Here is a 25,958-nt window from a genome sequence, read left to right as displayed (position 1 = left end):
CAGCTCGATCGCCTGCTTGTCAGCTCGATCGCCTGCTTGTCGGCTCGATCGCCTGATTGTTCGTATGATTGAATCAATGACGTGGCGATCGACTGACTCACTCTTTTAAGATACAAGGGGCGGGTTCGCCAACAATAACTGCCTACAACTAACAATCTCATAAACCCGCCCCCACCCAACGACAAATCCCAATTAATTGAATGAACATGATGTTAATTAAAGATTGCCCATAAATCAAAGAAACCGGGTTTTTCATACAATCTGCGAACTACAGCGAAGTATTTTCGCAAAAAACCCGGTTTCTGGCCACCCGCACGCCAGCCTTATTAACAAACAATACGGGAGTGTAACTCAACTGGATAGAGTGTCGAGCTTCTACCTCGAATGTTGTAGGTTCGAGTCCTACCGCTCCTGTTAAATGGGTTCGTAGCTTAACTGGAAAAGCATCTAGCTGGCCGCTAGAAAGATATCGGTTCAAATCCGATCGCAATCCACCAACTTTGGGTCTGTAGCTTAATCGGAAAAGCGCTTAGTTCGCAACTAGGAAAATGTCGGTTCGAGTCCGACCAGTATCCACCAAAAAGGGGTCATAGCTCAATTGGTAGAGCGCTTGCCTTGCACGCAAGAGGTTAGGAGTACCCTTCGGGAAGGCTTCGCCTACGATTCTCCTTGATTCCATGCGGTATCTGAAGTCGAAGCGGTCGAGACGCTAGCCTGTGAAGCTAGTTATTAGCGGGTTCAAGTCCCGTCGGATACCCCTTGGAAGATGCCGCTAAACAGTTGGCAACTGGTCTCGAAAACCAGGGTACAGGCAACTGTAAAGGTTCGATTCCTTCATCTTCCTTTTAATATCAAATCTAGTTAATTATACCGATGTATTGTAGGGGCAAAGCACTGCTGTGTTCTTACCGATGCGGTGCGATTTGGCAAGGATTTGATGTCACCACCAGAAGTCGAAAAGCGAGACTCCGTGCTGATAACGCGGCGATAGGAGGGGCAGTACCTCCCTGGTGGATTTCCTATGTTTGAGCCATAGGAATCATGGATATTTTGCATCATGGAAGATGCCGCTAAATGGTCAGCAACTTGTCTTGAAAACAAGGGTACAGGTAACACCTGTAAGGGTTCGATTCCTTCATCTTCCTTATTGAAATATTCTGGGAATTGGCAAATAGATTTGCTATCCTGTAGCCATAGAAATTGTGGGGAGGTCGCCTAATTTGGAATGGCACCGCAAAAACTAGGCAAAGCGGCTCTCAAAAGGACGATCGCGTTTGTTGAGTAGGGTAAAAAGTTGCTTCGCGACGTTCCCTGAAAACACAAACTAGCAGCGGGTTGCAGATGCACTGAAAGGAATTAACAGTCCGAGATGGGGGCAGTTCCCGTCTGCTTGCGGGCAGTAAGGAAGCGCGTTTCCTGAAAGTTGCCGTCGATCGATGCGGGTTCGAGTCCCGTCCTCTCCATTCTTGGTTCAAAACCGAGGAATTTCAACCCGTGCCCTGACTCTCAAAGCATACATACTCGGCTGTTAACCTAAAGATTACCCACATCCTGTAATAAATTTGATCCCCCATATTACAGCTCCAGAAATTACCGTTAAAACCCCTAATATCGTCACATTTGTGAGAATTAGTGGAATTTGCCCAATCAAACCAAGACTAACAGCAAGACTAGCAATTATTTTGAACAAGAAAAATCCTCCGACCACTGGAACACTTGTGGCTCCGATCGTTGCGATAATTAAACCGCTCATCGTAAAAAGGATAAAACCTAAAAATAATAGCAAACAAATCGATGCAATAATTCGTATCAAATTGGGATGAGGGCAAAACGAAGTTTGGGCAAGTAGCGTTTGACCAAAGTCTATTTTTAATGAGAACATGGCTTCTTAGTAATTTACATTAGTCAACTAAAATACACATTCAAAATTTTAGCACTTGAGTGTAAATCAGGACTTGTCCGAAAGCTTACAGGATATGAAGTTTTTAATAAAAAAGAATCCCCGCAGTTATGGGGCGGGGAGTGTCAAGCACTTGCACTGGTTGAACCTCAGTTACCGTGCGGGTCTAGATCCGGGTCATAGCTGCACGTTGGCCGCAGTCGGGTCATCAACTGCTTCAACAAAAAGCCATTGCTGTTCCAAGCGGTATAAGGACTGGCCCCTTGTCCTTTGAGGGACAAGGTTTGTCGGGCTTTGTTGTGGCAGATTGTTGCCAGCAGGCTAACGACAGCCACTAAGCCGAGTTCATCGACAAGGGCTTCGAGTTCATGTTGAGTCACAAGTACGCCTCCAGAGTTGACTATTTCCCTGAAGTATACCATATAGTACCTTTAAAGGGTACTACAAGTACATTTATAGTTACTTAGACTCTTGTTCGTCCACGAGGTTGTATTCCTTGACGGCCGCCATGACTAGCAGAGTGGACATAGGAACTCCAGTCTGCTGGGAGATTTTTCTCAGTTTTTCGTGCAAACTCTTGGGAACTGTGACTTTAATCACAGCCGTCTCTTCTTTGTCAGCCATTGCAAGCAGTCATATTTAGTTGACATCAGCTTATCTTCTTTCGGAGTATCGATCGCCATTTCCTCCAATTGCCTCTAGCCATACGGGCGATCGCACAGTTGAAAAGCACTACTGCTACCATGGTTTCAGCCTTGGTGATTCCCAAAACTTCTTAACAAACAATTTTAAACATGAGAAAACTCATATATTACGTCGCTTCCACCGTTGACGGGTTTATTGCTCGCGAAGATGGCTCCTTTGATTGTTTTCCGATGGCAGGAGAGCATTTCGCCGATTTGTTCGATCGCTTTCCCGAAACCATTCCGGCGCACCTTCACGAAGCGGTGGGAATTAATTTTTCAGGAAACAAGCAATTTGATGCTGTTTTGATGGGGCGCAAAACCTATGAAGTCGGGCTAAATGTCGGTTTGACTAATCCTTATCCCAGCTTGAAACAGTATGTCTTTTCGCGCAGTATGCCAGCCAGCCCAGATGGGAATGTTGCACTGGTGTCGGACAATGCTGTTGAATTGGTTCAGGAATTGAAGCAGGAAACAGGTAAAGATATCTGGCTGTGCGGTGGCGGTAAGTTAGCAGCAACGGTGGTTTCAGAGATTGACGAGATGATTCTCAAGTTGAATCCGGTAGTCATTGGGGCGGGCATTCCTGTGTTTGCAAGGGCGATCGCACCTACTAATCTGGAATTGGTCGATCGCAAAATCTACAGTAACGGTTTCATGCTGCTGCACTATCGATTGCAGAAATGAGGTGTTTGGGCGATCGGAACGAATAGAATCAGGTCGTACATCCAGGAATAAATTGGTTTATAATAAGTCTAGATTTGCTAATCATTAAACATAGAAGCCATGAGCATTCAAGTTCTCAAGTTAGAATTGATTCAATGGATTTTGCTATTAAAGGATCTTCAACTTTTAAACGAAATCCAAAAACTAAAAGAAAAGTCACCCGAAAAGAGTGCTGTCCTAAAACCTCGTCAATTTGGCTGCGGCAAAGGAATTTTTACTCACGTTGCGGATGATTTTGATGAAACACCTGCTGGTTTTCAAGAATAACAGTACCATGTAAAATTGTTATAATCTCAAATTGTGGTAATCTCAATCTACAGCAACAGCTTCATGTTGCTGTATTATCGAGTGAAGCACGACGAAGGCAAAATTTTAGGTTCAAGTTATGATCGATTTAAAACAGTTTAACTATTACTTAGTCATCGATCTGGCAGCAACCTGCTGCGATCGAGGAACTATCCCACGAAATCAGATGGAAATCATCGAGATAGGAGCAGTGATGGTAGATTCCAAAAAGCTAAAAATCGTTGATGAATTTCAAACCTTTGTCAAACCCATTCGCAATCCGATCTTAACTGAATTCTGCACGTCCTTAACATCGATCGCCCAAACCGAAATCGATGGCGCCCCAACATACCCCGAAGCTAGTGCCCTGCTGGAAAACTGGCTTTCTGGCTACTCAAATGGCGTATTTGGTTCCTGGGGCGAGTTCGATCGCAAACAATTTAAAAAGGATAGCAATTTGCATCAAGTCCCGTTTCCCATTGCTTATCCTCACGTCAATCTCAAAAAAATATTTACAAAAACGCAAGGTTTGCCAAAACGATACGGTATGGCACAAGCTTTAAAACTTGCGAGATTCCGGCTGAAAGGAACTCCTTACCGAGGAATTGATGATGCCAAAAATATCGCTAGATTGTTGCCTTATATTTTAGGCAAAAAAAGCTTAGTTAAGAAGTAACATTTTTTAATTTCACAATCTGGCGATTGATAATTCAATCGGAGATACAAAGCAGATAAACACAAATTAACGCAGATATAGCCTTTCTCAAACAAGTCAGGTACGTTGTTGGGCTTAAGCCCTCTTAATTCAGTGGTCATATAAGCTATCAGTCATACCTCATCTTTTTGATAAAGGCTATAATTGCAAAAAACCAAAGTTAATCAAAGCAAAAATATTTGTATTTATTTGCTTTTATATGCCGTTAAAAATAAAAAATATTTAGGTAAAACTTATGAAGAATCTAAAACAATTCGACTATTATCTAGTGCTAGATTTGGAAGCAACCTGCTGTGACAAAGGATCGATCGCCCGAAATCAGATGGAAATTATCGAGATCGGCGCCGTGATGGTAGAGCCCACAACCCTAACCATCGTCGATGAATTTCAAACATTCGTCAAACCCGTGCGTTATCCCATTCTCACCGAATTCTGCACGTCGCTAACGTCCATCGCCCAAACGGAAGTCGATCGGGCTCCAACCTACCCCGAAGCAAGCGCTATGCTAAAAAACTGGCTGTCTGGCTACCCAAACGGTGTATTTGGTTCCTGGGGAGAGTACGATCGCCAACAATTCAACAAGGATAGCAACTTTCATCAAATTCCTTCTCCCATTGCTTATCCTCACATCAACCTCAAAAAAATGTTTTCAGAAACCCAAGGCTTGCCAAAACGATACGGCATGGAAACAGCCTTAGAACTTGCGGCTTTACCCCTAGAAGGAACCCATCACCGAGGCATTGACGATGCTAGAAACATCGCTAAATTGTTAGCCTATATTCTAGGACAAAAAAAGCTGAAGTAAATTTTCATACTTCTCAAAAATTACATATTCTATAGCGGTTATTAGAAAGATTCGCGGACGTTGTTGGGATGCGAGCCCTCTTAGTTTAATGGTTATGTAAGCTGTCAGTTATACCTCATCTTTTTGAGAAAGGCTATCTCTGCGTTCCGAAGCGTTAATCCGCCCTAATCTGCGGTTGCAAAAACGTAGAAAGTCCTGCTGGCGAATTCTATCTGCGTTCCGAAGCGTTAATCCGCCCTAATCTGCGGTTGCCAAAACCCTGGAAAGTGCTGCTGTGCGGACGGCAACTGGTTTGGAAAACCAGAGTGCAGCAATAAGCTGTAGAGGTTCGACTCCTCCATTTTCCGTTTGATTTAAATTAAGTTTTTGGGATTTTTATTCAATAGACTTCTTGCAAAAATAGTTAGGACGATACTCAAAGCCTATCCCGCAAAAATCTTTTTTCTTTCTTGTGGGACGTTGCTCTGAGCATCGTCCCAAAATTTGATTAAAAGGACTTTTGCAAGAGGTCTAATCTCAATACTCAAATTTAAGTCATTGCTTGTTCACCCTAAAAGGAAAATAAAATGTAATGTCACGCACCAAATTTGAACGGACTAAACCCCACGTCAATGTCGGTACAATCGGTCACGTTGACCATGGCAAAACAACCCTAACAGCTGCGATTACGATGACGCTAGCTGCACTAGGACGAGCCAAGGCTAAAAAGTACGACGAAATCGATGCTGCACCTGAAGAAAAGCAGCGGGGAATCACAATTAATACGGCTCACGTTGAGTATGAAACGGGCGATCGCCATTACGCACACGTTGATTGTCCGGGTCACGCTGATTACGTGAAAAACATGATTGTGGGTGCCGCTCAAATGGATGGTGCGATTCTAGTTGTGGCTGCAACAGATGGTTCGATGCCTCAAACTCGCGAACATATCTTGTTAGCGCGGCAAGTTGGAGTGCCCAAGCTGGTTGTCTTTTTGAATAAGAAAGACATGGTGGACGATGCAGAAATTGTGGAGTTAGTAGAATTAGAAATTCGCGAACTTCTGAGTTCTTACGGTTTCCCGGGCGATGATATTCCAATAATTGCTGGTTCGGCACTCAAAGCGCTAGAAAAGATGACTGCTAATCCCAAGATTCAGCGCGGCGACGACGATTGGGTTGACGGTATTTACGATTTGATGGATGCGATCGACTCCTACATTTCGACACCCGATCGCGATATTGACAAGCCTTTCCTGATGGCTGTGGAAGATGTTTTTTCCATCAAAGGCCAGGGAACAGTCGCGACAGGAAAAATCGAACGCGGTCAAATCAAGGCCGGCGATATTGTGGAATTGGTGGGAATCCAAAACACTCGCACCGCCAAAGTTGTCAGCATCGAAATGTTCCAGCAAATTCTTGATTCTGCCATTGCTGGCGATAATGCCGGCTTGTTGCTGCGCGGCATCCAAAAGCACGAAATTGAGCGGGGAATGGTGATTGTCAAACCCGGTTCAATTAAGCCTCATACTTTGTTTGAATCAGAGGTTTACGTGCTGTCAGAAAAAGAAGGCGGCCGCCGAACTCCTTTCTTTGCTGGATATCGCCCTCAGTTTTACGTGCGGACAACAGATGTTACCGGTGCGATCGCCTCTTTTGCGGCCGATGATGGAAGTACCATGGAAATGGTAATGCCGGGGGATCGGGTGAGGATGACAGTGCAGTTGTTGCAGCCAATTGCGATCGAACAAAATATGCGTTTTGCCATTCGCGAGGGCGATCGCACTGTCGGTGCCGGTGTCGTCTCCCGAATTCTGAAGTAGGCACAAGGGCGATCGGCTAAAATCGGTAGGCGGGCTTTTGCTCGCCCTACTGATTGATTTAATTCTCAAAATACTGGCAGAGTTGTCACAAATACTTCTTACTCAGCAAAAAACAATTGAATAATGCTATACTCTAGAGCGTAGGTACAAGGAAAATCGTACACCTATTATCATGAGTCAACCTAGTAAAAAGTTTAACTTCGCTCTGTGGGGCTATATTGTTACTGTTGTTGCTCTTATCGCTGCTGTTCTAGTTATTCCAGAATCGAGACACATAGATTTCTCTAAAGTAAATTTGCCACCTAGCCTATCGCCATCTGCACAATCAGAAATTTCCAAGATTTTTGAAAGCCTTCCCAAAGGATTATTTGTATATTCGTGTTCCAAAGAAATGACTGTAGGTATACCTGAAACTTGTACTGCCCGTATTGCCAATTATAAATATTTATCAAAGTTTAGAAAGGCTATAAATAAGGGACTAAATTTCCAAAATATTGAAGAGATTAAACTTCAATATGTCAGTTCTATAATGAGTGTTATGTTAACAGGTGAAAATTTTGCTATAAAACTCAAAGGAAATGGAGAAGAGCAAGTAATAGAAGATAAATCTTTCAGTAGCTGGCAATGGGATGTAACCCCAAGAGAAGCAGGAATGCAAAAACTGGATTTTGTTGTCTCTTGTATACTTCATGTTCCTGACTACGAAAAATTGCCACCAAAGCGTTTTGAAGCAAACACAATTCAAGTTAGTGTTAAAGTAAATCCATATTTTTCTATAATAATTTTTATCAAAAAAGAATGGAAGTATTTCACAGCAATAGTTTTTGTGCTAATATGTTTTACAGTCGTATCTAAAATAATAGAAGCAATTATGGTTAACCAAGGGGATATATACAACATTGGTCAGGCTGGAGCTGCTGGTAAATACGCTAGCTCTCATAACAATACTTTTGTACAATCTGAGCAAAAGGTGACTCTTGCTGAAGCTGCTGCCGAAATCCAAAAACTCCTCAAGCAGTTGGATATAGACAATCCCACTGCTACCAAAGATGAAAAAATTGCTTATGTCAACGATGCAACAAATCCAGATATTAAAAAACGGGCAATCGCAGCCTTAAAAGCAGGTGGCGAAACCGCGATCGAAGAGTTTTTAGCCAACCCCTATGTCAACGTTGGTAAAGCTATCATTAAAGGCTGGATTCAAGGGAAATAGGTCAGTTTTTGATGCTATATAACAATTTAAAAGCTCGAATCCGGAATCATTATACCACTGGCATTTTCCGATATTCTGGTGCCAGTTGAGAAACTTTTGGGTCGATTAAGGTGGATCGCTCACGATCGCGAAATCGCCGCCGATCGATCTTTTTGCAATTCCGGCAATTTGAAAGCCAAAACAATATCTGCTTCGGGAATTCCCGCCACCATCAACTCGTAAGCAACGCCATCTTCTGTGCCGTCATGCTCTATCCAAAGCTTGTTATCGATAATTTCAATGTGGATCAAATTCCCGTAGATGCGATAACCGTTTTGCCAGCCTGTTTCGACTAACAAGTAGCGATCGCGCTTTTCATCTAATACTAATTTGACCTCCGTTAAGTCGTCATTACCAAGAAAATCGATATATTCTTGGAGAAGTTTTTCCACGATATCGCGATATTGAAGCTTTAGCGAATCCATTGCTCTATCGCCTCCTCTACTGGATCGAAAGTAACTAAACGAATTATACCATCTTCAATTAAACTTTGACCTGCTTCTTCCTCAAAAACCCTGTGTTTGATGTTTGCGGTAACTGCAAGAAATAGCAAGTGTTCGGGATAGTAGCGTTTCAGCAAGCCTTCGTAAAGCACAAACTGACCCGCCGCTTGTTCGAGATCCTTCATGTCTGAAGCACCGATAAAACTTTTAATCTCAACTGCTATTTTTTCAGTCCCGCGCTCGGCTGCAAGCATTCTCTCTGCTCCTAAATCGACGAACAAATTTCTGCCGCGAGCTAGACGAATTCGCAGCGGGTCATGGGTTATTGTCCAGCCATCTTTGATGAGGGCATTTTTAACAGTTTGGTGATAAGTGTCTCTAGCAGGCATAGTATTTCTATTGTAGCTTACGGGTTCTTGGCTCTTGTCGATCGCCCTTACAGAAAACTCGCGATCGCGCGATCGCCACAAATATTTACAAAAATAGTTGATATTTCAGATTAGTTGTGTTATAGTCTAGATTCGGGAGTATAGCTCAGTTGGTTAGAGCAGGTGACTCTTAATCTCAAGGTCGAAGGTTCAAGTCCTTCTACTCCCATCCCCTTTAATGTTTATCAATCAAGAGTTTCAGCTTTGTTAGACCACTAAAAGTTCTAGTTTCCGCTCACTCCTCGCTCAATCCTGCTCTTCCAAGTAGCTGAGTATTTCCAAAACTGCTTCCATGTCTGCCAAGCTTGCCCCTGATTTTTTGCGCCGCGCTTTCAACTGATTGAGCAAGTCGGCCGGCTCTGGAAATTCTGCGACGGTCGGAACAGATTTTTTACTTTCAGGGCGATCGCTCGTCACGGTCGCAAGTTCTTCCTTTAAATTCTGAACCTCTAAACCCAAGTCACCATTGCGCTCGTGTAACTGATTGAGTTCTTTGTCCCATTCCGCAAGCTGCTTGTTAGCCACTTTCAATTCCTGCCTGAGCGATTCATCGTTGCCGTCGCTCAGGCACTCAATTTTCCCAGCCGTTCCTCAACAGCCGTCATCCGCTCAATCACGGTGTCAAGACTTGAACTTACAGTTTTGTCTACAATGTCTACAGTATTTGTAGACGCGACGCTATCATTGTTTCGCGTAGACGGCGGTGTAGACACTGTAGACGTGCCCGAGATTTCCTTGAGAATGCGTTGCGCGGCTTGGCTAACCGACTCACCATCTAGTCTTTGAGCTTCTATCCAGTTCAGGAAGTGACCGGAGGCTCTGAAGGATACGACTTGACTTTGACTCATTGTAGACACCTGTATACGTTATTCGTCTACAATAACAGACTGCTGTCTACGTTGTCAACATAGTGTAGACAAAAATTGTAGACACAAAAATCCCCCAGTTAAGGGGGATGGGGTTGGGTCGCTAGTTATCGGCTAACTGGGTTTGAGAATTAATTTGTCGGGAGTCTCAGCGTAAGCAATTAACGCTCTTTTGTCACTCCAGAAAAATAAAAATTGCAGCCAACTGATGAAACTTATACTCAATGGGCAATCTGGCGATCGCAAACTGATAGGAACCCATACCTCAAGCTCAAAAGGGGAAAGTCTCTCGGTGTAAAAGTTCCAGGTTTTTATATGACGAGAGTGACGAAAGAGCGTTAAAACCATCCTCCAGACCTGTCTAACACAAGCTGATGTTGCGTACTTGTAAACAAATTTACCTGGTCGTACCTCCTCAGCGTATGTACTCAGCCATTCTGCTATCCGCCTCTGTTCTACAAATATGTTTTGCCACTCGTGATAAGTCCCGGTGAATCGATAAAGCTTTTTACCAACAGCGATGTATGTCTTGTCGTCATATAGTGCTTCCATCGCTTTTTCGACGTAACCCCTCTCGGGATTTTCTTTACTACCCACGGGATATTCTTTGCTGCTCACCATCGTTTTGACTCCTTTTTGCCTTTCCAAGTACCCGCCAATTTTCAAAATTCTAGTCATTTACAGCTATGGGGTTACAGCTTCATCAAGTCGGAAGGTTCAAACTCGACCTGCTGAATACCCCTGACAGGTTTATCAAACCTGACCAGGTAGGTGTCACCAGCAGCAAGACAGTAAATATTGTCCGCAACCTCACCTCGTACACCTTGATAGGCGCCGCCAACATCCTTAACCACAACTCGCTCGCCTACCTTAAAAGTTCTGGGCTTCCTGGGGGCGGTCGCCGACTCAGCGATTTCTGTAGTACAGCTCATCATTGAGGGTTGAGAAGTTTCAGGGGAATGTGTAAAAGTGTCCACACCGTCCACACTATGAATAGAAACTATACCTACACTAGACTTAAGGGTGTGGACGTTAGTGTCCACGCCACGTACACAGTTGTCCACACTTATCTCTGAAATTGGGGTTTTTTGTTTGCTAGGTGTGGACGTTGTGGACGTGGTGTGAACGTTGGAGTCCACGGCTAGAACATCGACTACGTAAGGAGTTTGGGCTACTGTGGACACTGTGGACGTTTTAGAAAGAGAAAACAGAAAACTACTTCCTTTTTGTGTAGCTTGTCCATACTTCATGACTGTCAATTCCCCAAACCACTCTCGGATTTGTTGCGAGGTGGGGCGGTATTTTGGGTTAAAACTGAGTAAGACATCTCGTGTTGAAACAGTCCCTCCCTTGCGTTCTGCCAGCGAAAGAATCTTTACCAGGTTTGGAGCGAGGGCATCGGTGCTGCAAACCTCGGTGTTTAGGCTAAGTGCTTGCTGTGTCGTGTACTCAACCCATTTGATAGCCGCTGAGACGTGCTCGGCGGGAATCTTGTGTGAAACTTCAAGCCCCAAGTGAGAGGCGTGGATGCAGTGCAAGATGGTCGCGACGCGTCCAACCTTCTCGGCCGCTTTACCAATCATTGCCCGCATCCCCTGACTTGGATGGTTGAACCTTAGCCGATGACAGTGGTTGTAATAATCCACAAATAGCTTTCTAGCTCCCTCATCTAGCTCAAACTCCATTAATGGAAGAGCGTCCACTTTTTCGTAGAGTGCTTGCATCATTGGGTTGATGTCAATCTTGGGGAGCCCTAAGGTTATTTGAGTTAATGCCAGGGGCTGCTGTACAAAATCAAATCGCGCAAACGTTCCATTGTCATCGCTGCCATCTCCTAAAAAAGGTGCTAAGACTTTGGGCTGGATGTTGCCGTAAATAGACAGAGATACCGCCCCAACATCAACCGGAATCCCACCCGCGCGAGCTACTGCGGCACCGTTGCCACTCCAAGATTCCAGCAAGTCCTCGTTGTCGCTTCCTCTGCCACCACGGTATTGGTTTGCTGATTTAAAAAATCCTGCGAGTTCGTCAGAGAGCCAAAGTATTCCTTGACTGGGATTGCGTCCTACCATGCCTGCTATCCCTTCCCATGTGGCTTTTGTGATGTAGGGGATTATTTTTACAGGCTTGTCAGGTGCGGGGCCCTTGTTCTCGTCTTTACTGTTCTTCCATTGCTCAAATTCCTGTTCGTAGACTTTTTCCTGAGCCTCGAACTTTTGCTGATTTCTTTCCCGCATCGCTGCCAGCGGGTCTGTAATCATGGCGTTCATTACTGGGGTTTTCATCTGGGAAGATTCGGCGATGAGCGCTCCAAAATAGCCGAAAGTCCGACAGCGATACCTGTTCCACTCATCCACGAGCATTGTGCTGCTGCCGTTTTTTAGGAATCGTGAGATACCAGAAATCAGCGCTAGTGCGTAGCATTCGGGCTTCAGGTTCATGCGTCGCGCTACTTCTTCGATCGGGCTTGCCAGAGACTCGGGGAAAATTTCGGATAGTTTGACGCTGGCAGACTTGGAGGCAAGCAGTTGCTCAACCCCAATTCTTGTGTCTTCCTGGTTGGCTTCTTGCTCTAACTCTTGCTCGCGGTCACGGTAGATTTTCCAGGCATCAGCAGAGTTGATTCGGTACTTTTGAGCTAGCTCGAAGATTTTTAGTTGTAGCTGTGATTTCTTTAAATCGGACTCTAGCAGTCGCTCAATTTCTGTCCCTAGCTCTGAAATGTCAGGGAGTTGGAACTGTTGGGGGTGGGTAACTTTTGCTGCTGCCTGCGGGGAAACTTCAAAAACTTTCTTTTCGCCGATCGCTGCTCTGATGTCCTCTGCTGTTATCTTGTGCTGCTGAATCCAGTCGGCTACGTCCAGCCCTTTGCTTTTGGGTAGGTTTTCCCAAGCTTTAGAGTTTGGGTAGGGATAAAGCCAGAGGGCATCGGGGAATTCCTGATGCAGCAGTTGGGCGTGCTTGATACCCGGTTCGTCGCGATCGGGAACAATCACAACCTTCGCAGCTTGTAAATCACTTGTGTCAGAGCTTCGCCATTTACCAGAGCCACCGATGTTGCAGGTAGCGGCCAAGCCTAAATCCCACAGGATATCGGCGCAAGATTCGCCCTCGACGATGAAAATGAGCTCGTTATTGGCGATCGCCTTTTGGACTTCGGCGTAGCGGTAAATCGGGATGTTTTCACGCTCTACTCCCTCAGTGCCTCCTACCCAGCCAATTTGTCGGGAACTCTTGCACTTGCCCCAACTTTGCTGAGTCCAGTCAGCATCACCGTTACCCTTCTTGCCGCCTTTCCCGTCATCAAACCGCACAACGCGTACTAGCGGGGAGCCATTGCGATCGGGATACTCCCAGTGGCGGGTCTGACGGGGACGGATTGCTTTTTTCTCTTGGATTGGAGCGTAGTAGAGTTTGCCCTCCTTATCCGCCTTTGACGTAGCTTCCCAACCGGTAGCGGGCGGTTGGTCGCGGTTGCAGACTGAAAGTTCGCCTATGGAGTAGCACCAGTCAGGCTTACTACAGTGGGGGCAGGGGCTGGCTTTGGAGGCGCGAATTAAGCCAGAATTTTGGGATGCAGAATTTGACCCTGTGGGGTTCGTACTCAGCCTCAGCATCCTTGTATTTTTGAGAGCCACCCTTATTGACTCCCCAAATCTCAAGAATGATTTTTGCCTTGCCGTAGCCGCGCGCCGGCAGTTGCATGATGCGTTCTGCGAGTTCCACATCGCCGTTCTGGGAACGTTCTACACCAGGTTCAGCTAGTTGGTTTGAACGTTCCAGTTCTGAACCGTCACTATCACCAGAAGTCAGTGCTAAAGCGCGTTCTAGATGTTCCACGGGGTTCAGGATTGCTTCTGCTTCCTGCTGTCGCTGCTGCTGGCTGACGTAAACCTCGGTTGAGATTTCGTCCTCAACATCAGCCTTGATAGCTCGCACTTTCATAGCTTCGATTTCAGCTTCATCGGCAAGCTTTTTGGCTAAGTTGCCCGCTCCTACAGCGCAAGCAATTGCCGTACCCAAACTCAAGCCCTGGACTGCCTTGTGCCAGCTTACTTTATCGTTCAGAACTACCAGCGGTGCCAGCCACAGCGCAACGGCGCTACCGCACAAAGCGTACATTTTTAGCTGCATAGAAATACACCCATTCCTATCAGCAACATTGCCAAGCCGCTAACTAAAAGTGCTTGCAGTTGGGGAACTGAAATTCTGAGCCACTGACTGACAGAGAAGTCCAGCAGCCAGCACATTGCCCACACCAGCGCTACCCCTGCTAACAAGCACAACACAATTTTTCTCGCCATTGGATGCAAGCTCGCTATCCACCCCAGAAGGGAGAAAGCGATGCACCCGGCGACGAAGTAGTTTGCCAGATACATCGCTCTCATTAGTTTGTACCTGCCGTGAGTTTGGCTCTGATGGCATCAATCCGAGTGCGGGCGTCGCTGTCGGCTTTGTCTATACCCAGTCCGAGGCGGGCGTAGCCTGGTCGGAGTGCGTGCAGCTTTTTGGCTAAGCCGGCGTTAGATCGCACTTTTTTGAGTTCGTTCTCGGCTACCGCACCCTCGTACTTGCGGTGCGCTTTGTGAACTGTGGCATCGGCTTCTTCAATCTGACTCAGAGCCTTGTAGGCACGCTTGGTGTGACGCGCGTCCTCGGTTTTCTCTTTGGCTAATTCCTTCAGTTTGTCAGCCGTATCGCGATCGCAGTAAGCAGGGTTAGGGACGATGGGAGCAGTGCGGATGGAATTGAAATTACCAGGATTGTTAGGAGTGATGACGCCCGAGGCGGTAGCGGCCAAAACTTTTGATTTGTCTATGGCGTGACCGTCAGCTTGGGCTAAATCAGTTGATGCAGCGGACTTACCGCCACCGAACAGTCGCAGTTGCAAGCTCATAATTTCGTCCCTATTTGAATGTTGATGCGGACTGGGGAGGGAAATAAATTCAACGGGTTGATTTGCCGCCACATGGACATGGCCATTACAAACACCCCCGCCGATGCGAGTAGAAGTGCGATGAGTTGCCCGAAGTCAACCCAGTCTAGAAAGCTGGTGGAATTTTGGCGGGTAAAGTTGCAGACAGGGAAAGAACCGTCGTTAGTCCAGTCAATGCTGTCTACACTGTCTACATACGCTGTGTCAAGCAATTCAGGTGTTTTGTCTACAACATCTAGCACTGTGTCTACAGTGTCTACATTCACTGTTTCAAGCGATTCACCGTCAATGAAGTACAGTTCTAGCAGCGCTTCCCAGGTGGCAGTTTTGGAAAGTTTTCCGAACTGCTTGGCATCTTCGTTGGTAAAACCGTTCTCAAAAGCGATCGCCTTTAATTTGTCAATGCGGCGGTAGTGATTGGGGGATTTAGTCATGGCTGGCAAGCCTCAAATCACCGCCGACAACTAAATTCCCGTCAAAACAGGGGTAACAAGGGTGCGATTCAGGTTCAAACTCCATCGCTCCACCCGTCCACTCAATCAAATAAGCCCAAGTTTTTTGGCGGGGGTACCAGCAAATACCAAGCACCTCACCGAACTCAGTGCGGTTCTCGCCGAACTCGTCAACCCAGTTGTCAGATACTTTGTCGCCGAAAACAAACTCGGGTTTCGGCAAGTTGTCAGGAATTATCGGTGTCTGAACGTAGCTAGCTAAACCCAAGCACCCTAAAGCAAGCTTACGGGTGTCAGGTTGTATTAAGAGATGCGGCTGCTTTTCACGGCAACCGGCTGAAAGTGTCATAATTTTTAAGCTCCAAACGTTGTTGTATAACGGTTTGGGGAAGTCGTGACTTGGTTAGCGGTGGTACGCTAGTCAGTCGCGCGTCAATCTTCCTTAGTTACATACGATCGCAGTTTCACAGCCATCTGTCAACGCAGGGACTGTAAAGTTTTGTGAATAATTATTCGGCGAGCAGTTCCATCACTTCGTCAGGCGTAATCCCATAAATAGCTGCTAGCAACTTGATATTTTTCGCATCACATCCTAGCTGTTTGAGTACCCCAATAGCGCTACCCAACGGAATAGCTTCTGCCGTGGACTGAGTTAACAAATCAATCGTTGTTTGAGTATTGGCTCGTTTCTTATAAGTGCCTTCATTCATCTGCATTGAATGCCCCAAACTCTTAGCCCTTGTCTCTTGAGACATCCCTGCCATTTGACCGTTGAGGTTCGCCAAATGACGCAAAGCATGGGTTTGACTCAAGCTCTTACTCCATCTCACTAAAATGTCGTGTCCTCTCTTGCAGTAAACCCCAGCGATTGTCTTTGGATTGCTGGATATCAACCGAATCTTAGGTAATTCTCCTGACTTGATTTCTAACCGTTCAATCAAATCAAAATGAGTAGGGGGAAGCATTGGCACGCACAATCGGTAGCCTGTTTTAGTGGTGGTATTTAGATTCGTCCGCTCTCCTACGACAGCAATCATTTTTGTGTTATTCGCCTCAGTCAGAGGTGGAATAATGATACCATCTTTTGTTTTAAACGGTTTATCAATATTCTGAACTGCAAAAACTTCATGCACTCGGAATCCATACACTAGCTGCATCGAAAACACCCACAACCAGCAGCGTCGCTGTTCTGGGCGGTATCGCTTGTCATTGGAAGGGATGTTTAAAACTTCGTCCCGAAGATTCAAAAAGTCATCAACAGACAAAGTTTGAAGGTCTTCTCTAAACTCAGTTTGTATGCCATCAATCTCTTTAAGGCGACTAAGTAAATCACTGTTATTAATGACCTCTGCTAGCTTTTTCATTGCACACAGGCAGTTCTTAAAACATTTAGTGCCTTGTTTCTTGCTGTTAATTGCGGACAGAATATCTGTCAAATTTACAACCTTTTCCCGTGGCAATAGTTTGTAGTAATGACCGTAAACCGCACCCCAAGTACACTGATGGCTGGCATTAGCTCTATCTCGCTGTTGGCGGCGTTTAGTCCGTCCATCCCAGTATTCTTTCTCTATTTGTGCAATAGCCTCGCCGAACGTCATCAAGTCATTCTTGATTATATTTTTTCGCAAAATGACATCATCGTACCAGACCAAAAACTGAGACTCTGTTTTTAGCGATTCTAGGGCGCTAGCAACTAAATGAGCTTTCTTCAAGGCGTCAGCAATACCATTAATCGTCAGGTAACACCCACAGGCTTTGTTAACACGCTTGTCACCTAATTTGAATTGGAGGGTGATGTAAGAGCCTTTAGCCTTACTGTCCTTTTTTAGTCCTACCCCTTTGGGGCATTCTTTCTGTGCTTGCTTGAAGTAGTCCAAAATTCGCTCGTACCCGATCAGGTAGTCAGCAGAGGTGCTGACTGTGATGGGGTTGGATTTTTCGCTCATCTTTTGCTCAATGCCCCAGCAATGTTGAGTCTGATTGTTGCAGCCATTGTACAGCGAGTCGCTCAGTTTTCGCTCAGGCGTAAGGGAATACCTTCAGAGCTAGCAAAAGAACGAGCTAGAACGACGGAAAACCGTGGATTGGGAGCTAGGCGCTAATTAAATTCCTTCTACTCCCATCCTCAAACAACATAGTAGAATGCAATTACCGGCAAGCTGTAGTGTTCTAGTCAATCTTAAAATATTGACTGGAATATTTGAGTCAATGAGCTTGTACAATATTTTTCATGAACATCCAGCAATTTGTTGACAATTCTCTCGGACAATGGCGATCGCAGCGCAGCGCCCATCACTTGACATTCCGACACTTTGAAGCGATCGAGTCAGTCATTGATATCGTTGCACTCTCACCCGATGATGCTGCCGTAATCGACCTCTGCAAATCCTACAACATCGACCCAGCCCAAGCAGTAAACCCCTTTCACATGGCATGGGAAGGCCAGTCAGATTGGGATGAGAACGCTGAAATGAAAGGCAGTTGCATCCTCGTACCCATCCCAGATCCAACAGTCCCCAATCGCGGTAAACTACTGCGAGACCAAGGATATGCCGAAACCATTCCCGCCGCCGCTGACTATCACATCACAGACGATGGCACCTTTGTCCTAGTGACAAGCTACGATAACGCCGCCGCCGAAGAAAAAATTTGGTTCGCCAATCCCAACCTGCGCTTTCGCGTTTCCCTGATCAAAACCAGTAAAGGAAGTGGAGTTGTCACCGCATCATTTTCTTCAGAAATTCGATCGCTCTCCGGCAAATAATACCAATTATCAAAAATTATGCAACAGTATTTGTACGGTGCGTCGCCACAAATAATCCCTAACTTTAATCAACAATATCGCAGCGACGCACCTTACCTAAAGAGTTGATATCAAATCCACTCTTCATCGTCCTGTATTAATCTCTCTATTCTCTCTCTGTGTCCTCTGCGCTCTCTGCGGTTAAATCATTCCGATGCAACCAGAAACGATATGATGAAACAAACAGAAAAATTGTTTTGTACCCATAGTTTTGATAAAGGGTAGAGCGCTTGTCAAGCAAGTGATGTACTCACAGCCAATTACCAATTACTAATCCGTACCTCACTTGATAATTGCTATATAACAAAGTAAAAAAAAGTTTATGAATTCAGTTAAAACCAATAATGATTTAATCACTCTAGCTCAGTGGATGGCAGGGGATTTCAGCAACTACAAACAATCTTTTGAAAAACCACAACAATTTGCCCATATTCATATATTTTTCCGGCCCTTACCATTTGAGTTTTTTAATGCCATTGGATTTTACTCCGAGCAGGTTTATGACCATGACCTCTGGACTCCCTACCGTCAAGGAGTCCACAAATTAATAGACCAAGGAGAACAAATTTATATTGAAAATTATAGTCTCAACGATCCAGTACAGTACGCCGGAGCAGCACGGGAATTAAGCATTCTCAAAACAATTAAACCAGATTGCATTCAACGGCGCTACAATTGCTCTATGGTTTTCAAACGAGAAGGAGAAATGTTTCGTGGTAGTGTAGAACCAGGCAACCAGTGTCTTATCGAAAAAAAAGGTTGTTCAACCTACCTCATCAGCGACGTGGAAATTACCGAAACAACCTGGAAAAGTCTCGATCGCGGTATGGACGCAAACACTCACCAACAGATTTGGGGATCGGACTTCGGCTCTTTGTCCTTTGAAAAGCGCCAAAGTTTTGCCGCAGAGCTACCACCTATCTAAATTTTACCACCGACGAATTTACTGGCGATCGCAGCACATACTACAGCCACACCTATATACCCTAAAAGACTCCTGCACCCTAAAAAACTCCTGTAGTACGTGAAACAGCAACCTCGCCTGCAATGTTACATTATGTAAAGTTTTCTAATATAACATCCAATTATGGTAAATTTTCACATAACACAATAGTGGAGATTTTTTAAATGGTTTTTGGACCTGCATCTCGACTTGGAGTCAGTTTATTTGAAGAAACACCCTGTTTAGAACTGATTCCAGGACGTTCACAAGAAGAAGTAGAAACCATTATTCGTGCCGTCTACCGGCAAGTTTTGGGTAATGCTTACGTCATGGAAAGCGAACGGGCAACAATTCCTGAATCGCAATTCAAAAGTGGTGCATTGAGTGTACGCGAATTTGTCCGCGCTCTTGCCAAATCCGACGCTTACCGTTCTCGCTTTTTCGATACTTGTCCTCGCTATCGGTTTATTGAACTGAATTTCAAACATCTTCTCGGTCGCGCTCCCGATGGCCTAGAAGAAATGAGAGCCCATAGCACTATCTTAGATACTCAAGGCTACGAGGCAGATATTGATTCTTACCTCGACAGCGATGAATACCAAAACGCCTACGGCGAAAATATCGTTCCCTACTACCGAGGCTACAAAACCCAACCAGGACAAAATATGGTTGGGTTTACTCATATGTTTGCTCTCTTGCGCGGCCCTTCCAGCAGCGATTTCAAAGGAAGTCTTTCTGGAAAATCCCCAGTTTTGAACAAATACGTGATTCAGGAAACCCCTGTAGCAGTCATTCCTCCTTCCGGCGGTTCAGTTGGGGATGGTTGGTCATTTCCCGATAGACAGCGCGGTGCTAAAAGTGTTTACAACGTTGCTTCTGGTGACGAAGGTAAGGTTTTCCGTATCGAAGTAACTGGCTATCGCACTTCTGCAAAAAATCGGGTTCAAAAAATTCGGCAGAGCAACCAAGTTTATGTAGTGCCGTTTTCCAGACTTTCCCAAGAATATCAACGCATCCACAAACAAGGCGGCGTAATTGCCAGCATCACTGCTGTCAACTAGAAACCGTTTAAACTTATAGCTTCACGACTTGGGGAATTACCTCCCTGAGCGTGTTTTTCTTCAATCCTTAATTCCCTGTTTTGAAACGTTATTTAGTCTTAGGAGAAACTCAATGAGTGTGGTTTTAGATGCACCAGTAGAACTTTGGTCTGCTAGCAGTTCCGATGATACACAGGCCGTAATTCGGGCAGTTTACAAGCAAGTGCTGGGCAATCCCCACGTGATGGAAAGCGAACGCCTGACTGTGCCAGAATCCCAGTTGTGCGATGGTGCGACGACTGTACGGGAATTTGTCCGCGCTGTGGCAAAATCTGATTTCTATCGCAGTCGGTATTTTGAATCCTGCGCTCCCTACCGCTTTGTCGAGCTAAACTTTAAACATTTGTTAGGTCGCGCTCCCTTAGACCAAGCAGAACTTTCTGAGCATATTCGCATCTGTATCGAAAAAGGTTACGATGCAGAAATTGACTCCTACCTAGACAGTCAAGAATATGAGGACAAATTCGGCGAGAATACAGTTCCTTATTATCAAGGAGCCAAGAGTCAACTCGGACAAAAGCAAGTTGGCTACAATCGCACTCTTTCCCTGTATCAAGGTTATGCAGGAGTTGACAGTGCTTTTACCGCTTCTCGCTTAGTTGAGTTCGTAGCTGGTAATAGTGGTAACAAAATTACTTTACCAAGCACAGGCGGTCGCATTAGTGCAGCAAAAGATGCCACCGAAAAAATGTTCAAGATTGTAGTCAAGGGAGCTAAATTTGATAGCCCTCGCCGAGTGAGCAACACTGAATATCTTGTCTCTGGTGGGAAGATGACCCCCCAAATTCAGCGCATCCATCGTGCTGGCGGAAAAATTGTCAGCATCACCGAAGTTGCTTGAGCCATAGACTGATGATGCGAGCCTGAAGTCAGGGATAACCAGAGACTTTCTTGCGTTTCCCTTCCTGAACCGGACTAGATTCTTATATCGTTTTTTTTGATGTAGGTTTCCTATTTTATACTTTTTCTAGAGCGAGTTTATTATTCGCTCTTTTTCTGTTGAAAAAAGCCAAAAACTTGATTTACAGAAGAAAGCCTTAGTTATCTAGGGAGAAGGGGAAAATATTTGGTCGGAGCGCGTCCAAGACTGTTTCTCAAATCTAAATTATAAAATGATATTCCCCCAATAGCCGATAAAAAAGTGCAGGCTTGGATGCGAGGTCGTAACCTAAATTTTTAAGGTCAATTTTGGATGTTTGAAACTTTAGACTACCAGCCGTTCAGAGATTAGAGCAATATATCACCAGCCTGCGAGTATGCTTAATTTCTGTGGAACTTCTCAAACGAGTTTCGATGGGAAATCACCGACAAGTGATGCTCTATCAAGCGAAAGGAAGTTTGCATACACCTCATCGCGAACTACGACAATACTGGTTAAAATACAATACGGTTTACTTAAGACCGCCTTCAGGGTAAAACCCTATGAGAAATAGATACGGAGATTGCTTCGTTCCTCTCTTCGGACTATCCTAAGTGAACTGTATTGGGTTAAAATAGGGAAGTTTTCAGACTAGATTTGATGAGAGAGTTTACATAAACTAGGTTCACGGTCAAAAAAAGATTTCGGCGTTAAGATAATTTTGGTAAGTTGCACAAAGTGAACTCTGTTGTTTAAAGTAAGGAAAAGTCCTGCTCTGTTGCGGTTATGGATATTCACGAAATTGAAGCGTTTCTAGATAATTCTGATTTTCAATATCGACTCAAGGCGATCGCAGCTCTGAAAGATTATACACCAGAGATTGCCGTTCCTTTGCTAAAAGCTCGACTCAACGACCCAGAATTTTTAGTCCGTACTTTTGTCAGCAGGGGATTTGGACAACAGCAAAGCGCCGAATCTTTCGCAGCCTTGCTGCAAATCATGAAACTTGATAACACTCCCAATGTGCGCGCCGAAGCTGCAAATTCCCTGTCGCTGTTCGGTAGGTGCGCTGCATCTCATTTAGTGCTGACTTTTGTTCAAGATGACCACTGGCTGGTGCGTCGCAGCATTCTGGCGGCGCTGGTGGATATGGAGTGCTACAACGAACTTTTCGAGGTGTGCGTTGAAGCCTTGGCTGGGGAAGATATGACCACCCAGGAAGCGGCTGTGGACGCGCTCGGTGCTTTAGCCGGAAGCAGTCAGGAAGCAGCGGCATTGGCTAGGTTGTTAGTGCTGGCTGGTTCTGAGTATGAAGGGATTCGCCAGCACACTGCATCTGCTTTGAAGCATTTTAATGCTCCAGAAGCGAAGCAGGTGTTGAGTCAACTGCGGCAAGACTCCCACCATCGAGTGGTTGGTGCAGCTTTAGAAAATTTGCTCGATCGCAATTAAGAATATTTTATAATCTTTCTGATGTAACATGAGGCGACCTTATGGGCATAGGGCATTGGGCATTGGGCATTGGGCATAGGATTGGAGCCCCTGTACCTGACTACCATTGAGAACCGCTATATCAACTTCTAGAGCCAGAAACCGGGTTTTTTCTGGAAATTATGACTTGAAGTGAGAGGAATGTGGGCAAACAACCCGGTTTCTTGAATGTCTGTGGTTAATTCCTGCGATTGTTAAGCGGTCAAGCTTGACTGAACTGTTTTAAGCCAGCGATTAAATTGTCAAAAGCAAGACCAGATAAATCCTGTTCCTCAGAACACAATTGCTGTAAACTAACTGTTTTTAATTGTTCTAATCCACAGAGCATCGCCGCCACGGGAACTCGCAATTCTTGATAGAGTAGTTCCATGTTTTCTAGCCCTGCTTGACTGGTGAATTCCGGGTTTTTCCCTGCTATACTATAGGAGACGGAGCGCAAGAAATGCCAAAAATCTCGCCAACAAGCTTCGGCGCGTTCAGCAGGATAGAGGTCATTGTCTGGTTCGGTGATATTTGGAAAGTCGGCTAACACCTTTTCCCTGGCATTCGATACAAGATTAGGAGCTTGCTCTCGCAGCAATCTTGCTTGTTCTAACATTAAAGAGGTATCGGGAACCAGATTCTTGATGTTTTCTAAATCTTCATCTGTGAGATATCTACTTTCGTCGTCAGCCTTTTGAAAAATGGCAATTACTGCATCTGGATAGATATTTTTCCAAGTAGCAAAGCTGACTATTCTGGCTTTGGGAATTAATTGTTTTGCTCTTTCACTTAATTGCATAGCTATTAAAATTTTGGGGAGGGAATTGAGTACACTTCAAGTTATAGACTAGAATTATGAGAAGTTTTATTAAGATTTGTTACATTTGAGAGAATCAAAGATGAGAGTGTGGTAAAAACTCTTCATTAGATTAGTGCGATCGCACCTTTGGTTTCATAACGAAATATTACTTTGTTATCCATAAAAGAGACTAGGCCCAGGGCGATCGCCTATTATCCTGTGTTCAGGGAGAGATTGAAGGAGCTAAATTATAATCTATGTTTAAGCCATTTCAGCAATTTCTAGAAAAAGAACTGTTTGAGAACTTTGCACTAGAGAGCCGTCCCATTCCCTCTGGATTGGAATCTGTGGTGAGTGAAAGAGGTAAAAATCCCGCCACAATTCAAAGCTGGTGTTATCAATGCCCTGAATTGCGAAAAATACGCTACACCTACATCGATGCTGGGGAAACGGCACAAATTTTTAACAGTGTCATTTATCCAAGCCACAATTACGATGTGCCGTTGCTAGGGATTGATTTTTTAGCGTTTGGACAAAAGAAAATCTTGGTGGTGATTGATTTTCAGCCGTTATTTCGCGATCGCCCTTACACAGACAAGTATATCGAACCATTGACCGAAATTCGAGCTAAATACAGCTCGTTGGTACAAGACTTAGAAATGAAGTTTTATGATGCCAACCAGTATTTTTCCAAGAATTTGCTCTTTGCCAAAACCGACGCCGAAACAGTAGTGAACCAATTGTTTCCGGCCTATCAAGAATACGTCCAGTTGTATTGGAAAATGCTACAACAAGCTACTCCCCTGACAACTCCCGCAGAAATTCAGCGGATTGTGAAAGCACAGAAAGAATACGATCAGTATAGTGCAGAAAGAGACCCCGCATCCGGGCTGTTCGGCAGCTATTTTGGTCATGAATGGTCAGAGCGCTTTTTGTACGAGTTTTTGTTTGAAGATGCTGTTCCCTTAGCGGTTCCCGCCGGGACAAAATAAATTAAAAATGACTCTCTATCAGCCTTTTTTAGATTACGCCATCCCCCTGCTCAGGGAGCGACTTGACTTAGCTCCATATCCGATTCCAGCAGGTTTTGAAAAAAAAGAATGTATCACTGGGAAAGGAAAAAAAGAGCAGTTGGTTGTCACTACTAGCTATGCTTTTCAATCGCCCAAACTGCGACAAATTCGGGCGGCTCACGTTGAGGGCGGTGATGCTCTTCAGGTTTTGAATTTTGTAATTTTCCCGCAAATTAATTATGATTTGCCTTTTTTTGGGGCAGATTTGGTGACTTTACCGGGGGGACATTTGATTGCTTTGGATATGCAGCCGCTTTTTCATGATGTGGCCTATCAGAAGCAATACTCTGAGCCGATTTTACCGATTTTTAACAAGTATCAAAAAGATTTGCCCTGGGGGGGAGATTTTCCTGAAGAGGCAAAACCTTTCTTTTCTCCTGCTTTTCTGTGGACTCGTCCTAAGGAAACTGAGGCGGTGCAAACTCTTGTGTTTGATGCTTTTAAGGATTATCTACAAGCTTATCTCGATTTAGTCGATCGCGCGCAACCAGTCACCGACAGTCAGAGATTGGCCGAGATTCTTCAGGCTCAACGCAATTATATCAACTACCGTGCTGCGAAAGATCCTGCGAGGGGGATGTTTCTGCGGTTCTATGGTGAGGAGTGGACTGAGGAGTATATTCACGGTTTTCTATTCGATTTGGAACGCCATTTATAGGAAAATTAAAATTTGTTTGTAGTGAGGACTTTAGTCCTCTGAATTTGCGGACTAAAGTCCGCACTACAAACGATATCTAGCTTGCAAGACTTTGAGCTGTATTATTCCGAGTATAAGGGTTCCAAGTACCTAACTCCTTGGAACTGCGACTGCAAAGCATCGCTCTCGATTCTGTACTCAATCCTTGTACTAAGCTGAAATCAGCACCAGCAATACTTTGCAACTGCTCTAAATTTGCTCCAGTCAAATCAGCAGCCCGTAAATCTGCGCCTTGCAATTCAGCTCCAATTAACATGGCATTTCGCAAATAAGCACCAGTCAAAAAAGCATTCTGAAGATTAGCCCCACTTAAGGCCGCTCCTTCTAAATTTGCTCCAGTTAAATCCGCTCCACTGAGATAAGCACCTCGCAGATTGCAATAACTCAAATCCGCTCCTCGGAGATTCGCTGTATTCAAAAAAGCTCCACTCAGACTAGCTTTCGGGCCAATAGCTTCTATTTTTTGGTAATTAAATTCTTCTGGCCACATGGTTTTGCTATCATATAAAGCTAATTTAAATTTAGCTGCTTCTAGCTTGGCATCGACTAGATTGCAGCCTTGTAAATTAGCTCTAAAAAAATAACTTTCTTGTAAATTTGCTCCACTCAAATTGGCGTCTCGGAGATTGGCGCGCCGGAAATCTACTCCCTGGAGATTTGCACCTTGGAAATTAGTTTGGCTGAGGTTTGCGCCAATCAAGTTGGCTCCGCTCAAATCAATTCCGGATAAATCCATTTGGCTGAGGTTGATTCCCTGGAGGTTGGTTTGAGCTAGGCTTTTGCTTTCCTCGATAGCTTGTAAGACTTCTGTGAGAGTAAGGGGTTCAGAGAGGAAAAATGAGTGTTGACGAAGTGCCATTATATTTTTTGAAGATTTATTGATGGAATTGCTCAAAGTTGTCCGGTGTCATTTATCCTA

30 protein-coding genes and 9 tRNA genes are annotated in these 25,958 nt (G+C 44.8%); 22 read left to right on the top strand and 17 right to left on the bottom strand.

Going from position 1 to position 25,958, the window contains the following annotated elements; all coding sequences use genetic code 11:
- Positions 1-340: 340 nt before the first annotated feature.
- The 7 genes from QZW82_RS17535 to QZW82_RS17505 all read left to right on the top strand — a co-directional run bounded on the left by QZW82_RS17535 (position 341) and on the right by QZW82_RS17505 (position 1,145).
- Positions 341-414: transfer RNA gene (locus tag QZW82_RS17535), tRNA-Arg, on the top strand.
- Between the two features lie 6 nt (positions 415-420).
- Positions 421-497 (top strand) — tRNA-Ala (locus tag QZW82_RS17530).
- Positions 498-502: 5 nt separating this feature from the next.
- Positions 503-579 (top strand) — tRNA-Ala (locus tag QZW82_RS17525).
- A 4-nt stretch (positions 580-583) separates the two neighbouring features.
- Positions 584-678: transfer RNA gene (locus QZW82_RS17520), tRNA-Ala, on the top strand.
- Positions 679-682: 4 nt separating this feature from the next.
- Positions 683-757, top strand: a tRNA-His gene (locus QZW82_RS17515).
- A gap of 4 nt (positions 758-761) precedes the next feature.
- Positions 762-844: transfer RNA gene (locus QZW82_RS17510), tRNA-OTHER, on the top strand.
- A gap of 215 nt (positions 845-1,059) precedes the next feature.
- A tRNA-Ser gene (locus tag QZW82_RS17505) sits at positions 1,060-1,145 on the top strand.
- 395 nt (positions 1,146-1,540) lie between these two features.
- On the opposite strand, the gene QZW82_RS17500 is transcribed toward QZW82_RS17505, so the two are convergent.
- The 3 genes from QZW82_RS17500 to QZW82_RS17490 form a co-directional block, all read right to left on the bottom strand.
- Positions 1,541-1,882 (bottom strand): hypothetical protein, encoded by a 342-nt coding sequence (locus QZW82_RS17500; protein WP_293150374.1) that lies wholly within the window; start codon positions 1,880-1,882, stop codon positions 1,541-1,543.
- A 167-nt stretch (positions 1,883-2,049) separates the two neighbouring features.
- A complete protein-coding gene (locus tag QZW82_RS17495; RefSeq protein WP_293150372.1) occupies positions 2,050-2,280 on the bottom strand; it encodes a hypothetical protein in 231 nt (76 codons plus the stop codon).
- A gap of 79 nt (positions 2,281-2,359) precedes the next feature.
- Positions 2,360-2,524 carry a ribbon-helix-helix domain-containing protein gene (locus tag QZW82_RS17490; protein ID WP_293150370.1) on the bottom strand — a complete coding sequence of 55 codons (165 nt, stop codon included), beginning with the start codon at positions 2,522-2,524 and terminating at the stop codon, positions 2,360-2,362.
- Positions 2,525-2,694: 170 nt separating this feature from the next.
- Here QZW82_RS17490 and QZW82_RS17485 point away from each other — a divergent pair, with 170 nt between their 5' ends.
- From QZW82_RS17485 to QZW82_RS17455, 7 genes are all read left to right on the top strand, one after another.
- Positions 2,695-3,270, top strand: coding sequence for a dihydrofolate reductase family protein (locus QZW82_RS17485; protein WP_293150368.1), 576 nt, complete (start codon positions 2,695-2,697; stop codon positions 3,268-3,270).
- A 99-nt stretch (positions 3,271-3,369) separates the two neighbouring features.
- A complete protein-coding gene (locus tag QZW82_RS17480; protein WP_293150366.1) occupies positions 3,370-3,576 on the top strand; it encodes a hypothetical protein in 207 nt (68 codons plus the stop codon).
- Positions 3,577-3,694: 118 nt separating this feature from the next.
- A complete protein-coding gene (locus QZW82_RS17475; RefSeq protein WP_293150364.1) occupies positions 3,695-4,270 on the top strand; it encodes a 3'-5' exonuclease in 576 nt (191 codons plus the stop codon).
- Positions 4,271-4,544: 274 nt separating this feature from the next.
- Complete coding sequence (locus QZW82_RS17470; RefSeq protein ID WP_293150362.1) at positions 4,545-5,114, top strand: 3'-5' exonuclease; 570 nt, start codon at positions 4,545-4,547, stop codon at positions 5,112-5,114.
- Between the two features lie 260 nt (positions 5,115-5,374).
- Positions 5,375-5,462, top strand: a tRNA-OTHER gene (locus tag QZW82_RS17465).
- A gap of 223 nt (positions 5,463-5,685) precedes the next feature.
- Positions 5,686-6,915 (top strand): elongation factor Tu, encoded by a 1,230-nt coding sequence (gene tuf / locus QZW82_RS17460; RefSeq protein ID WP_293150360.1) that lies wholly within the window; start codon positions 5,686-5,688, stop codon positions 6,913-6,915.
- A 172-nt stretch (positions 6,916-7,087) separates the two neighbouring features.
- Positions 7,088-8,128: a hypothetical protein gene (locus QZW82_RS17455; RefSeq protein WP_293150358.1), complete on the top strand. Its 1,041-nt coding sequence runs from the start codon at positions 7,088-7,090 to the stop codon at positions 8,126-8,128.
- 119 nt (positions 8,129-8,247) lie between these two features.
- Here the strand turns inward: QZW82_RS17455 and QZW82_RS17450 are convergent, their stop codons facing one another.
- Positions 8,248-8,592: a XisI protein gene (locus QZW82_RS17450; protein WP_293150356.1), complete on the bottom strand. Its 345-nt coding sequence runs from the start codon at positions 8,590-8,592 to the stop codon at positions 8,248-8,250.
- Positions 8,580-8,999, bottom strand: a complete 420-nt coding sequence (locus QZW82_RS17445; RefSeq protein WP_293150354.1) for an element excision factor XisH family protein — start codon at positions 8,997-8,999, stop codon at positions 8,580-8,582. The genes QZW82_RS17450 and QZW82_RS17445 overlap by 13 nt, the downstream gene beginning before the upstream one ends.
- A gap of 134 nt (positions 9,000-9,133) precedes the next feature.
- On the opposite strand from QZW82_RS17445, the gene QZW82_RS17440 reads away from it, so the two are divergent.
- Positions 9,134-9,207, top strand: a tRNA-Lys gene (locus QZW82_RS17440).
- 77 nt (positions 9,208-9,284) lie between these two features.
- Here QZW82_RS17440 and QZW82_RS17435 read toward each other — a convergent pair.
- From QZW82_RS17435 to QZW82_RS17390, 10 genes are all read right to left on the bottom strand, one after another.
- Positions 9,285-9,563 (bottom strand): flagellar alpha dynein, encoded by a 279-nt coding sequence (locus QZW82_RS17435; protein WP_293150352.1) that lies wholly within the window; start codon positions 9,561-9,563, stop codon positions 9,285-9,287.
- Between the two features lie 38 nt (positions 9,564-9,601).
- On the bottom strand, positions 9,602-9,886 hold the full coding sequence (locus QZW82_RS17430) for a hypothetical protein (RefSeq protein WP_293150350.1): 285 nt from the start codon (positions 9,884-9,886) through the stop codon (positions 9,602-9,604).
- Positions 9,887-10,018: 132 nt separating this feature from the next.
- A complete protein-coding gene (locus QZW82_RS17425; protein WP_293150348.1) occupies positions 10,019-10,582 on the bottom strand; it encodes a hypothetical protein in 564 nt (187 codons plus the stop codon).
- A 14-nt stretch (positions 10,583-10,596) separates the two neighbouring features.
- Positions 10,597-13,521, bottom strand: coding sequence for a DUF3987 domain-containing protein (locus tag QZW82_RS17420; RefSeq protein WP_293150346.1), 2,925 nt, complete (start codon positions 13,519-13,521; stop codon positions 10,597-10,599).
- Positions 13,424-14,038 carry a hypothetical protein gene (locus tag QZW82_RS17415; protein WP_293150344.1) on the bottom strand — a complete coding sequence of 205 codons (615 nt, stop codon included), beginning with the start codon at positions 14,036-14,038 and terminating at the stop codon, positions 13,424-13,426. The genes QZW82_RS17420 and QZW82_RS17415 overlap by 98 nt, the downstream gene beginning before the upstream one ends.
- Positions 14,029-14,208 carry a hypothetical protein gene (locus QZW82_RS17410; RefSeq protein WP_293150342.1) on the bottom strand — a complete coding sequence of 60 codons (180 nt, stop codon included), beginning with the start codon at positions 14,206-14,208 and terminating at the stop codon, positions 14,029-14,031. Before QZW82_RS17410 ends, QZW82_RS17415 begins: the two co-directional genes overlap by 10 nt.
- Before the next feature lie 83 nt (positions 14,209-14,291).
- Positions 14,292-14,801, bottom strand: a complete 510-nt coding sequence (locus QZW82_RS17405) for a hypothetical protein (protein WP_293150340.1) — start codon at positions 14,799-14,801, stop codon at positions 14,292-14,294.
- The gene (locus tag QZW82_RS17400) at positions 14,798-15,274 is read right to left on the bottom strand and encodes a hypothetical protein (RefSeq protein ID WP_293150338.1); all 477 of its coding nucleotides are present in this window, start codon (positions 15,272-15,274) and stop codon (positions 14,798-14,800) included. The genes QZW82_RS17405 and QZW82_RS17400 overlap by 4 nt, the downstream gene beginning before the upstream one ends.
- Positions 15,267-15,641: a hypothetical protein gene (locus tag QZW82_RS17395; RefSeq protein ID WP_293150336.1), complete on the bottom strand. Its 375-nt coding sequence runs from the start codon at positions 15,639-15,641 to the stop codon at positions 15,267-15,269. Before QZW82_RS17395 ends, QZW82_RS17400 begins: the two co-directional genes overlap by 8 nt.
- 160 nt (positions 15,642-15,801) lie before the next feature.
- Positions 15,802-17,238 carry a hypothetical protein gene (locus QZW82_RS17390; RefSeq protein ID WP_293150334.1) on the bottom strand — a complete coding sequence of 479 codons (1,437 nt, stop codon included), beginning with the start codon at positions 17,236-17,238 and terminating at the stop codon, positions 15,802-15,804.
- Between the two features lie 284 nt (positions 17,239-17,522).
- On the opposite strand from QZW82_RS17390, the gene QZW82_RS17385 reads away from it, so the two are divergent.
- The 5 genes from QZW82_RS17385 to QZW82_RS17365 all read left to right on the top strand — a co-directional run bounded on the left by QZW82_RS17385 (position 17,523) and on the right by QZW82_RS17365 (position 22,449).
- Positions 17,523-18,056: a phycobiliprotein lyase gene (locus QZW82_RS17385; RefSeq protein WP_293150332.1), complete on the top strand. Its 534-nt coding sequence runs from the start codon at positions 17,523-17,525 to the stop codon at positions 18,054-18,056.
- A gap of 361 nt (positions 18,057-18,417) precedes the next feature.
- Positions 18,418-19,020, top strand: coding sequence for a chromophore lyase CpcT/CpeT (locus QZW82_RS17380; protein ID WP_293150330.1), 603 nt, complete (start codon positions 18,418-18,420; stop codon positions 19,018-19,020).
- Positions 19,021-19,223: 203 nt separating this feature from the next.
- Complete coding sequence (locus QZW82_RS17375; protein ID WP_293150328.1) at positions 19,224-20,099, top strand: phycobilisome linker polypeptide; 876 nt, start codon at positions 19,224-19,226, stop codon at positions 20,097-20,099.
- A 112-nt stretch (positions 20,100-20,211) separates the two neighbouring features.
- Positions 20,212-20,979, top strand: coding sequence for a phycobilisome rod-core linker polypeptide (locus tag QZW82_RS17370; RefSeq protein ID WP_293150326.1), 768 nt, complete (start codon positions 20,212-20,214; stop codon positions 20,977-20,979).
- Between the two features lie 804 nt (positions 20,980-21,783).
- The gene (locus QZW82_RS17365) at positions 21,784-22,449 is read left to right on the top strand and encodes a HEAT repeat domain-containing protein (RefSeq protein ID WP_293150324.1); all 666 of its coding nucleotides are present in this window, start codon (positions 21,784-21,786) and stop codon (positions 22,447-22,449) included.
- A gap of 241 nt (positions 22,450-22,690) precedes the next feature.
- Here QZW82_RS17365 and QZW82_RS17360 read toward each other — a convergent pair whose 3' ends face one another.
- Positions 22,691-23,269, bottom strand: coding sequence for a phycobilisome protein (locus tag QZW82_RS17360; protein WP_293150322.1), 579 nt, complete (start codon positions 23,267-23,269; stop codon positions 22,691-22,693).
- A gap of 257 nt (positions 23,270-23,526) precedes the next feature.
- Between QZW82_RS17360 and QZW82_RS17355 the strand changes: the two genes are divergently transcribed.
- Together QZW82_RS17355 and QZW82_RS17350 are read left to right on the top strand one after the other, a co-directional pair.
- Positions 23,527-24,261 (top strand): 15,16-dihydrobiliverdin:ferredoxin oxidoreductase, encoded by a 735-nt coding sequence (locus tag QZW82_RS17355; RefSeq protein ID WP_293150320.1) that lies wholly within the window; start codon positions 23,527-23,529, stop codon positions 24,259-24,261.
- A gap of 7 nt (positions 24,262-24,268) precedes the next feature.
- Positions 24,269-25,000 carry a phycoerythrobilin:ferredoxin oxidoreductase gene (locus QZW82_RS17350; RefSeq protein ID WP_293150318.1) on the top strand — a complete coding sequence of 244 codons (732 nt, stop codon included), beginning with the start codon at positions 24,269-24,271 and terminating at the stop codon, positions 24,998-25,000.
- A gap of 76 nt (positions 25,001-25,076) precedes the next feature.
- On the opposite strand, the gene QZW82_RS17345 is transcribed toward QZW82_RS17350, so the two are convergent.
- Positions 25,077-25,898, bottom strand: coding sequence for a pentapeptide repeat-containing protein (locus QZW82_RS17345; RefSeq protein WP_293150316.1), 822 nt, complete (start codon positions 25,896-25,898; stop codon positions 25,077-25,079).
- Between the last annotated feature and the right edge of the window lie 60 nt (positions 25,899-25,958).

This window comes from Microcoleus sp. bin48.metabat.b7b8b9.023, from assembly GCF_013299185.1.
Lineage (GTDB): Bacteria > Cyanobacteriota > Cyanobacteriia > Cyanobacteriales > Microcoleaceae > Microcoleus.
This window is presented reverse-complemented; position numbering and strand designations above follow the sequence as displayed.

What these genes read in the sequence shown, in the direction of transcription:
- QZW82_RS17500 (WP_293150374.1), bottom strand. Translation starts at nt 1,882, where the DNA reads ATGTTCTCATTAAAAATAGACTTTGGTCAAACGCTACTTGCCCAAACT.
- QZW82_RS17490 (WP_293150370.1), bottom strand. Translation starts at nt 2,524, where the DNA reads ATGGCTGACAAAGAAGAGACGGCTGTGATTAAAGTCACAGTTCCCAAG.
- QZW82_RS17485 (WP_293150368.1), top strand. Translation starts at nt 2,695, where the DNA reads ATGAGAAAACTCATATATTACGTCGCTTCCACCGTTGACGGGTTTATT.
- QZW82_RS17480 (WP_293150366.1), top strand. Translation starts at nt 3,370, where the DNA reads ATGAGCATTCAAGTTCTCAAGTTAGAATTGATTCAATGGATTTTGCTA.
- QZW82_RS17475 (WP_293150364.1), top strand. Translation starts at nt 3,695, where the DNA reads ATGATCGATTTAAAACAGTTTAACTATTACTTAGTCATCGATCTGGCA.
- QZW82_RS17470 (WP_293150362.1), top strand. Translation starts at nt 4,545, where the DNA reads ATGAAGAATCTAAAACAATTCGACTATTATCTAGTGCTAGATTTGGAA.
- tuf (WP_293150360.1), top strand. Translation starts at nt 5,686, where the DNA reads ATGTCACGCACCAAATTTGAACGGACTAAACCCCACGTCAATGTCGGT.
- QZW82_RS17455 (WP_293150358.1), top strand. Translation starts at nt 7,088, where the DNA reads ATGAGTCAACCTAGTAAAAAGTTTAACTTCGCTCTGTGGGGCTATATT.
- QZW82_RS17450 (WP_293150356.1), bottom strand. Translation starts at nt 8,592, where the DNA reads ATGGATTCGCTAAAGCTTCAATATCGCGATATCGTGGAAAAACTTCTC.
- QZW82_RS17445 (WP_293150354.1), bottom strand. Translation starts at nt 8,999, where the DNA reads ATGCCTGCTAGAGACACTTATCACCAAACTGTTAAAAATGCCCTCATC.
- QZW82_RS17430 (WP_293150350.1), bottom strand. Translation starts at nt 9,886, where the DNA reads ATGAGTCAAAGTCAAGTCGTATCCTTCAGAGCCTCCGGTCACTTCCTG.
- QZW82_RS17425 (WP_293150348.1), bottom strand. Translation starts at nt 10,582, where the DNA reads ATGACTAGAATTTTGAAAATTGGCGGGTACTTGGAAAGGCAAAAAGGA.
- QZW82_RS17420 (WP_293150346.1), bottom strand. Translation starts at nt 13,521, where the DNA reads ATGCTGAGGCTGAGTACGAACCCCACAGGGTCAAATTCTGCATCCCAA.
- QZW82_RS17415 (WP_293150344.1), bottom strand. Translation starts at nt 14,038, where the DNA reads ATGCAGCTAAAAATGTACGCTTTGTGCGGTAGCGCCGTTGCGCTGTGG.
- QZW82_RS17410 (WP_293150342.1), bottom strand. Translation starts at nt 14,208, where the DNA reads ATGGCGAGAAAAATTGTGTTGTGCTTGTTAGCAGGGGTAGCGCTGGTG.
- QZW82_RS17405 (WP_293150340.1), bottom strand. Translation starts at nt 14,801, where the DNA reads ATGAGCTTGCAACTGCGACTGTTCGGTGGCGGTAAGTCCGCTGCATCA.
- QZW82_RS17400 (WP_293150338.1), bottom strand. Translation starts at nt 15,274, where the DNA reads ATGACTAAATCCCCCAATCACTACCGCCGCATTGACAAATTAAAGGCG.
- QZW82_RS17395 (WP_293150336.1), bottom strand. Translation starts at nt 15,641, where the DNA reads ATGACACTTTCAGCCGGTTGCCGTGAAAAGCAGCCGCATCTCTTAATA.
- QZW82_RS17390 (WP_293150334.1), bottom strand. Translation starts at nt 17,238, where the DNA reads ATGAGCGAAAAATCCAACCCCATCACAGTCAGCACCTCTGCTGACTAC.
- QZW82_RS17385 (WP_293150332.1), top strand. Translation starts at nt 17,523, where the DNA reads ATGAACATCCAGCAATTTGTTGACAATTCTCTCGGACAATGGCGATCG.
- QZW82_RS17380 (WP_293150330.1), top strand. Translation starts at nt 18,418, where the DNA reads ATGAATTCAGTTAAAACCAATAATGATTTAATCACTCTAGCTCAGTGG.
- QZW82_RS17375 (WP_293150328.1), top strand. Translation starts at nt 19,224, where the DNA reads ATGGTTTTTGGACCTGCATCTCGACTTGGAGTCAGTTTATTTGAAGAA.
- QZW82_RS17370 (WP_293150326.1), top strand. Translation starts at nt 20,212, where the DNA reads ATGAGTGTGGTTTTAGATGCACCAGTAGAACTTTGGTCTGCTAGCAGT.
- QZW82_RS17365 (WP_293150324.1), top strand. Translation starts at nt 21,784, where the DNA reads ATGGATATTCACGAAATTGAAGCGTTTCTAGATAATTCTGATTTTCAA.
- QZW82_RS17360 (WP_293150322.1), bottom strand. Translation starts at nt 23,269, where the DNA reads ATGCAATTAAGTGAAAGAGCAAAACAATTAATTCCCAAAGCCAGAATA.
- QZW82_RS17355 (WP_293150320.1), top strand. Translation starts at nt 23,527, where the DNA reads ATGTTTAAGCCATTTCAGCAATTTCTAGAAAAAGAACTGTTTGAGAAC.
- QZW82_RS17350 (WP_293150318.1), top strand. Translation starts at nt 24,269, where the DNA reads ATGACTCTCTATCAGCCTTTTTTAGATTACGCCATCCCCCTGCTCAGG.
- QZW82_RS17345 (WP_293150316.1), bottom strand. Translation starts at nt 25,898, where the DNA reads ATGGCACTTCGTCAACACTCATTTTTCCTCTCTGAACCCCTTACTCTC.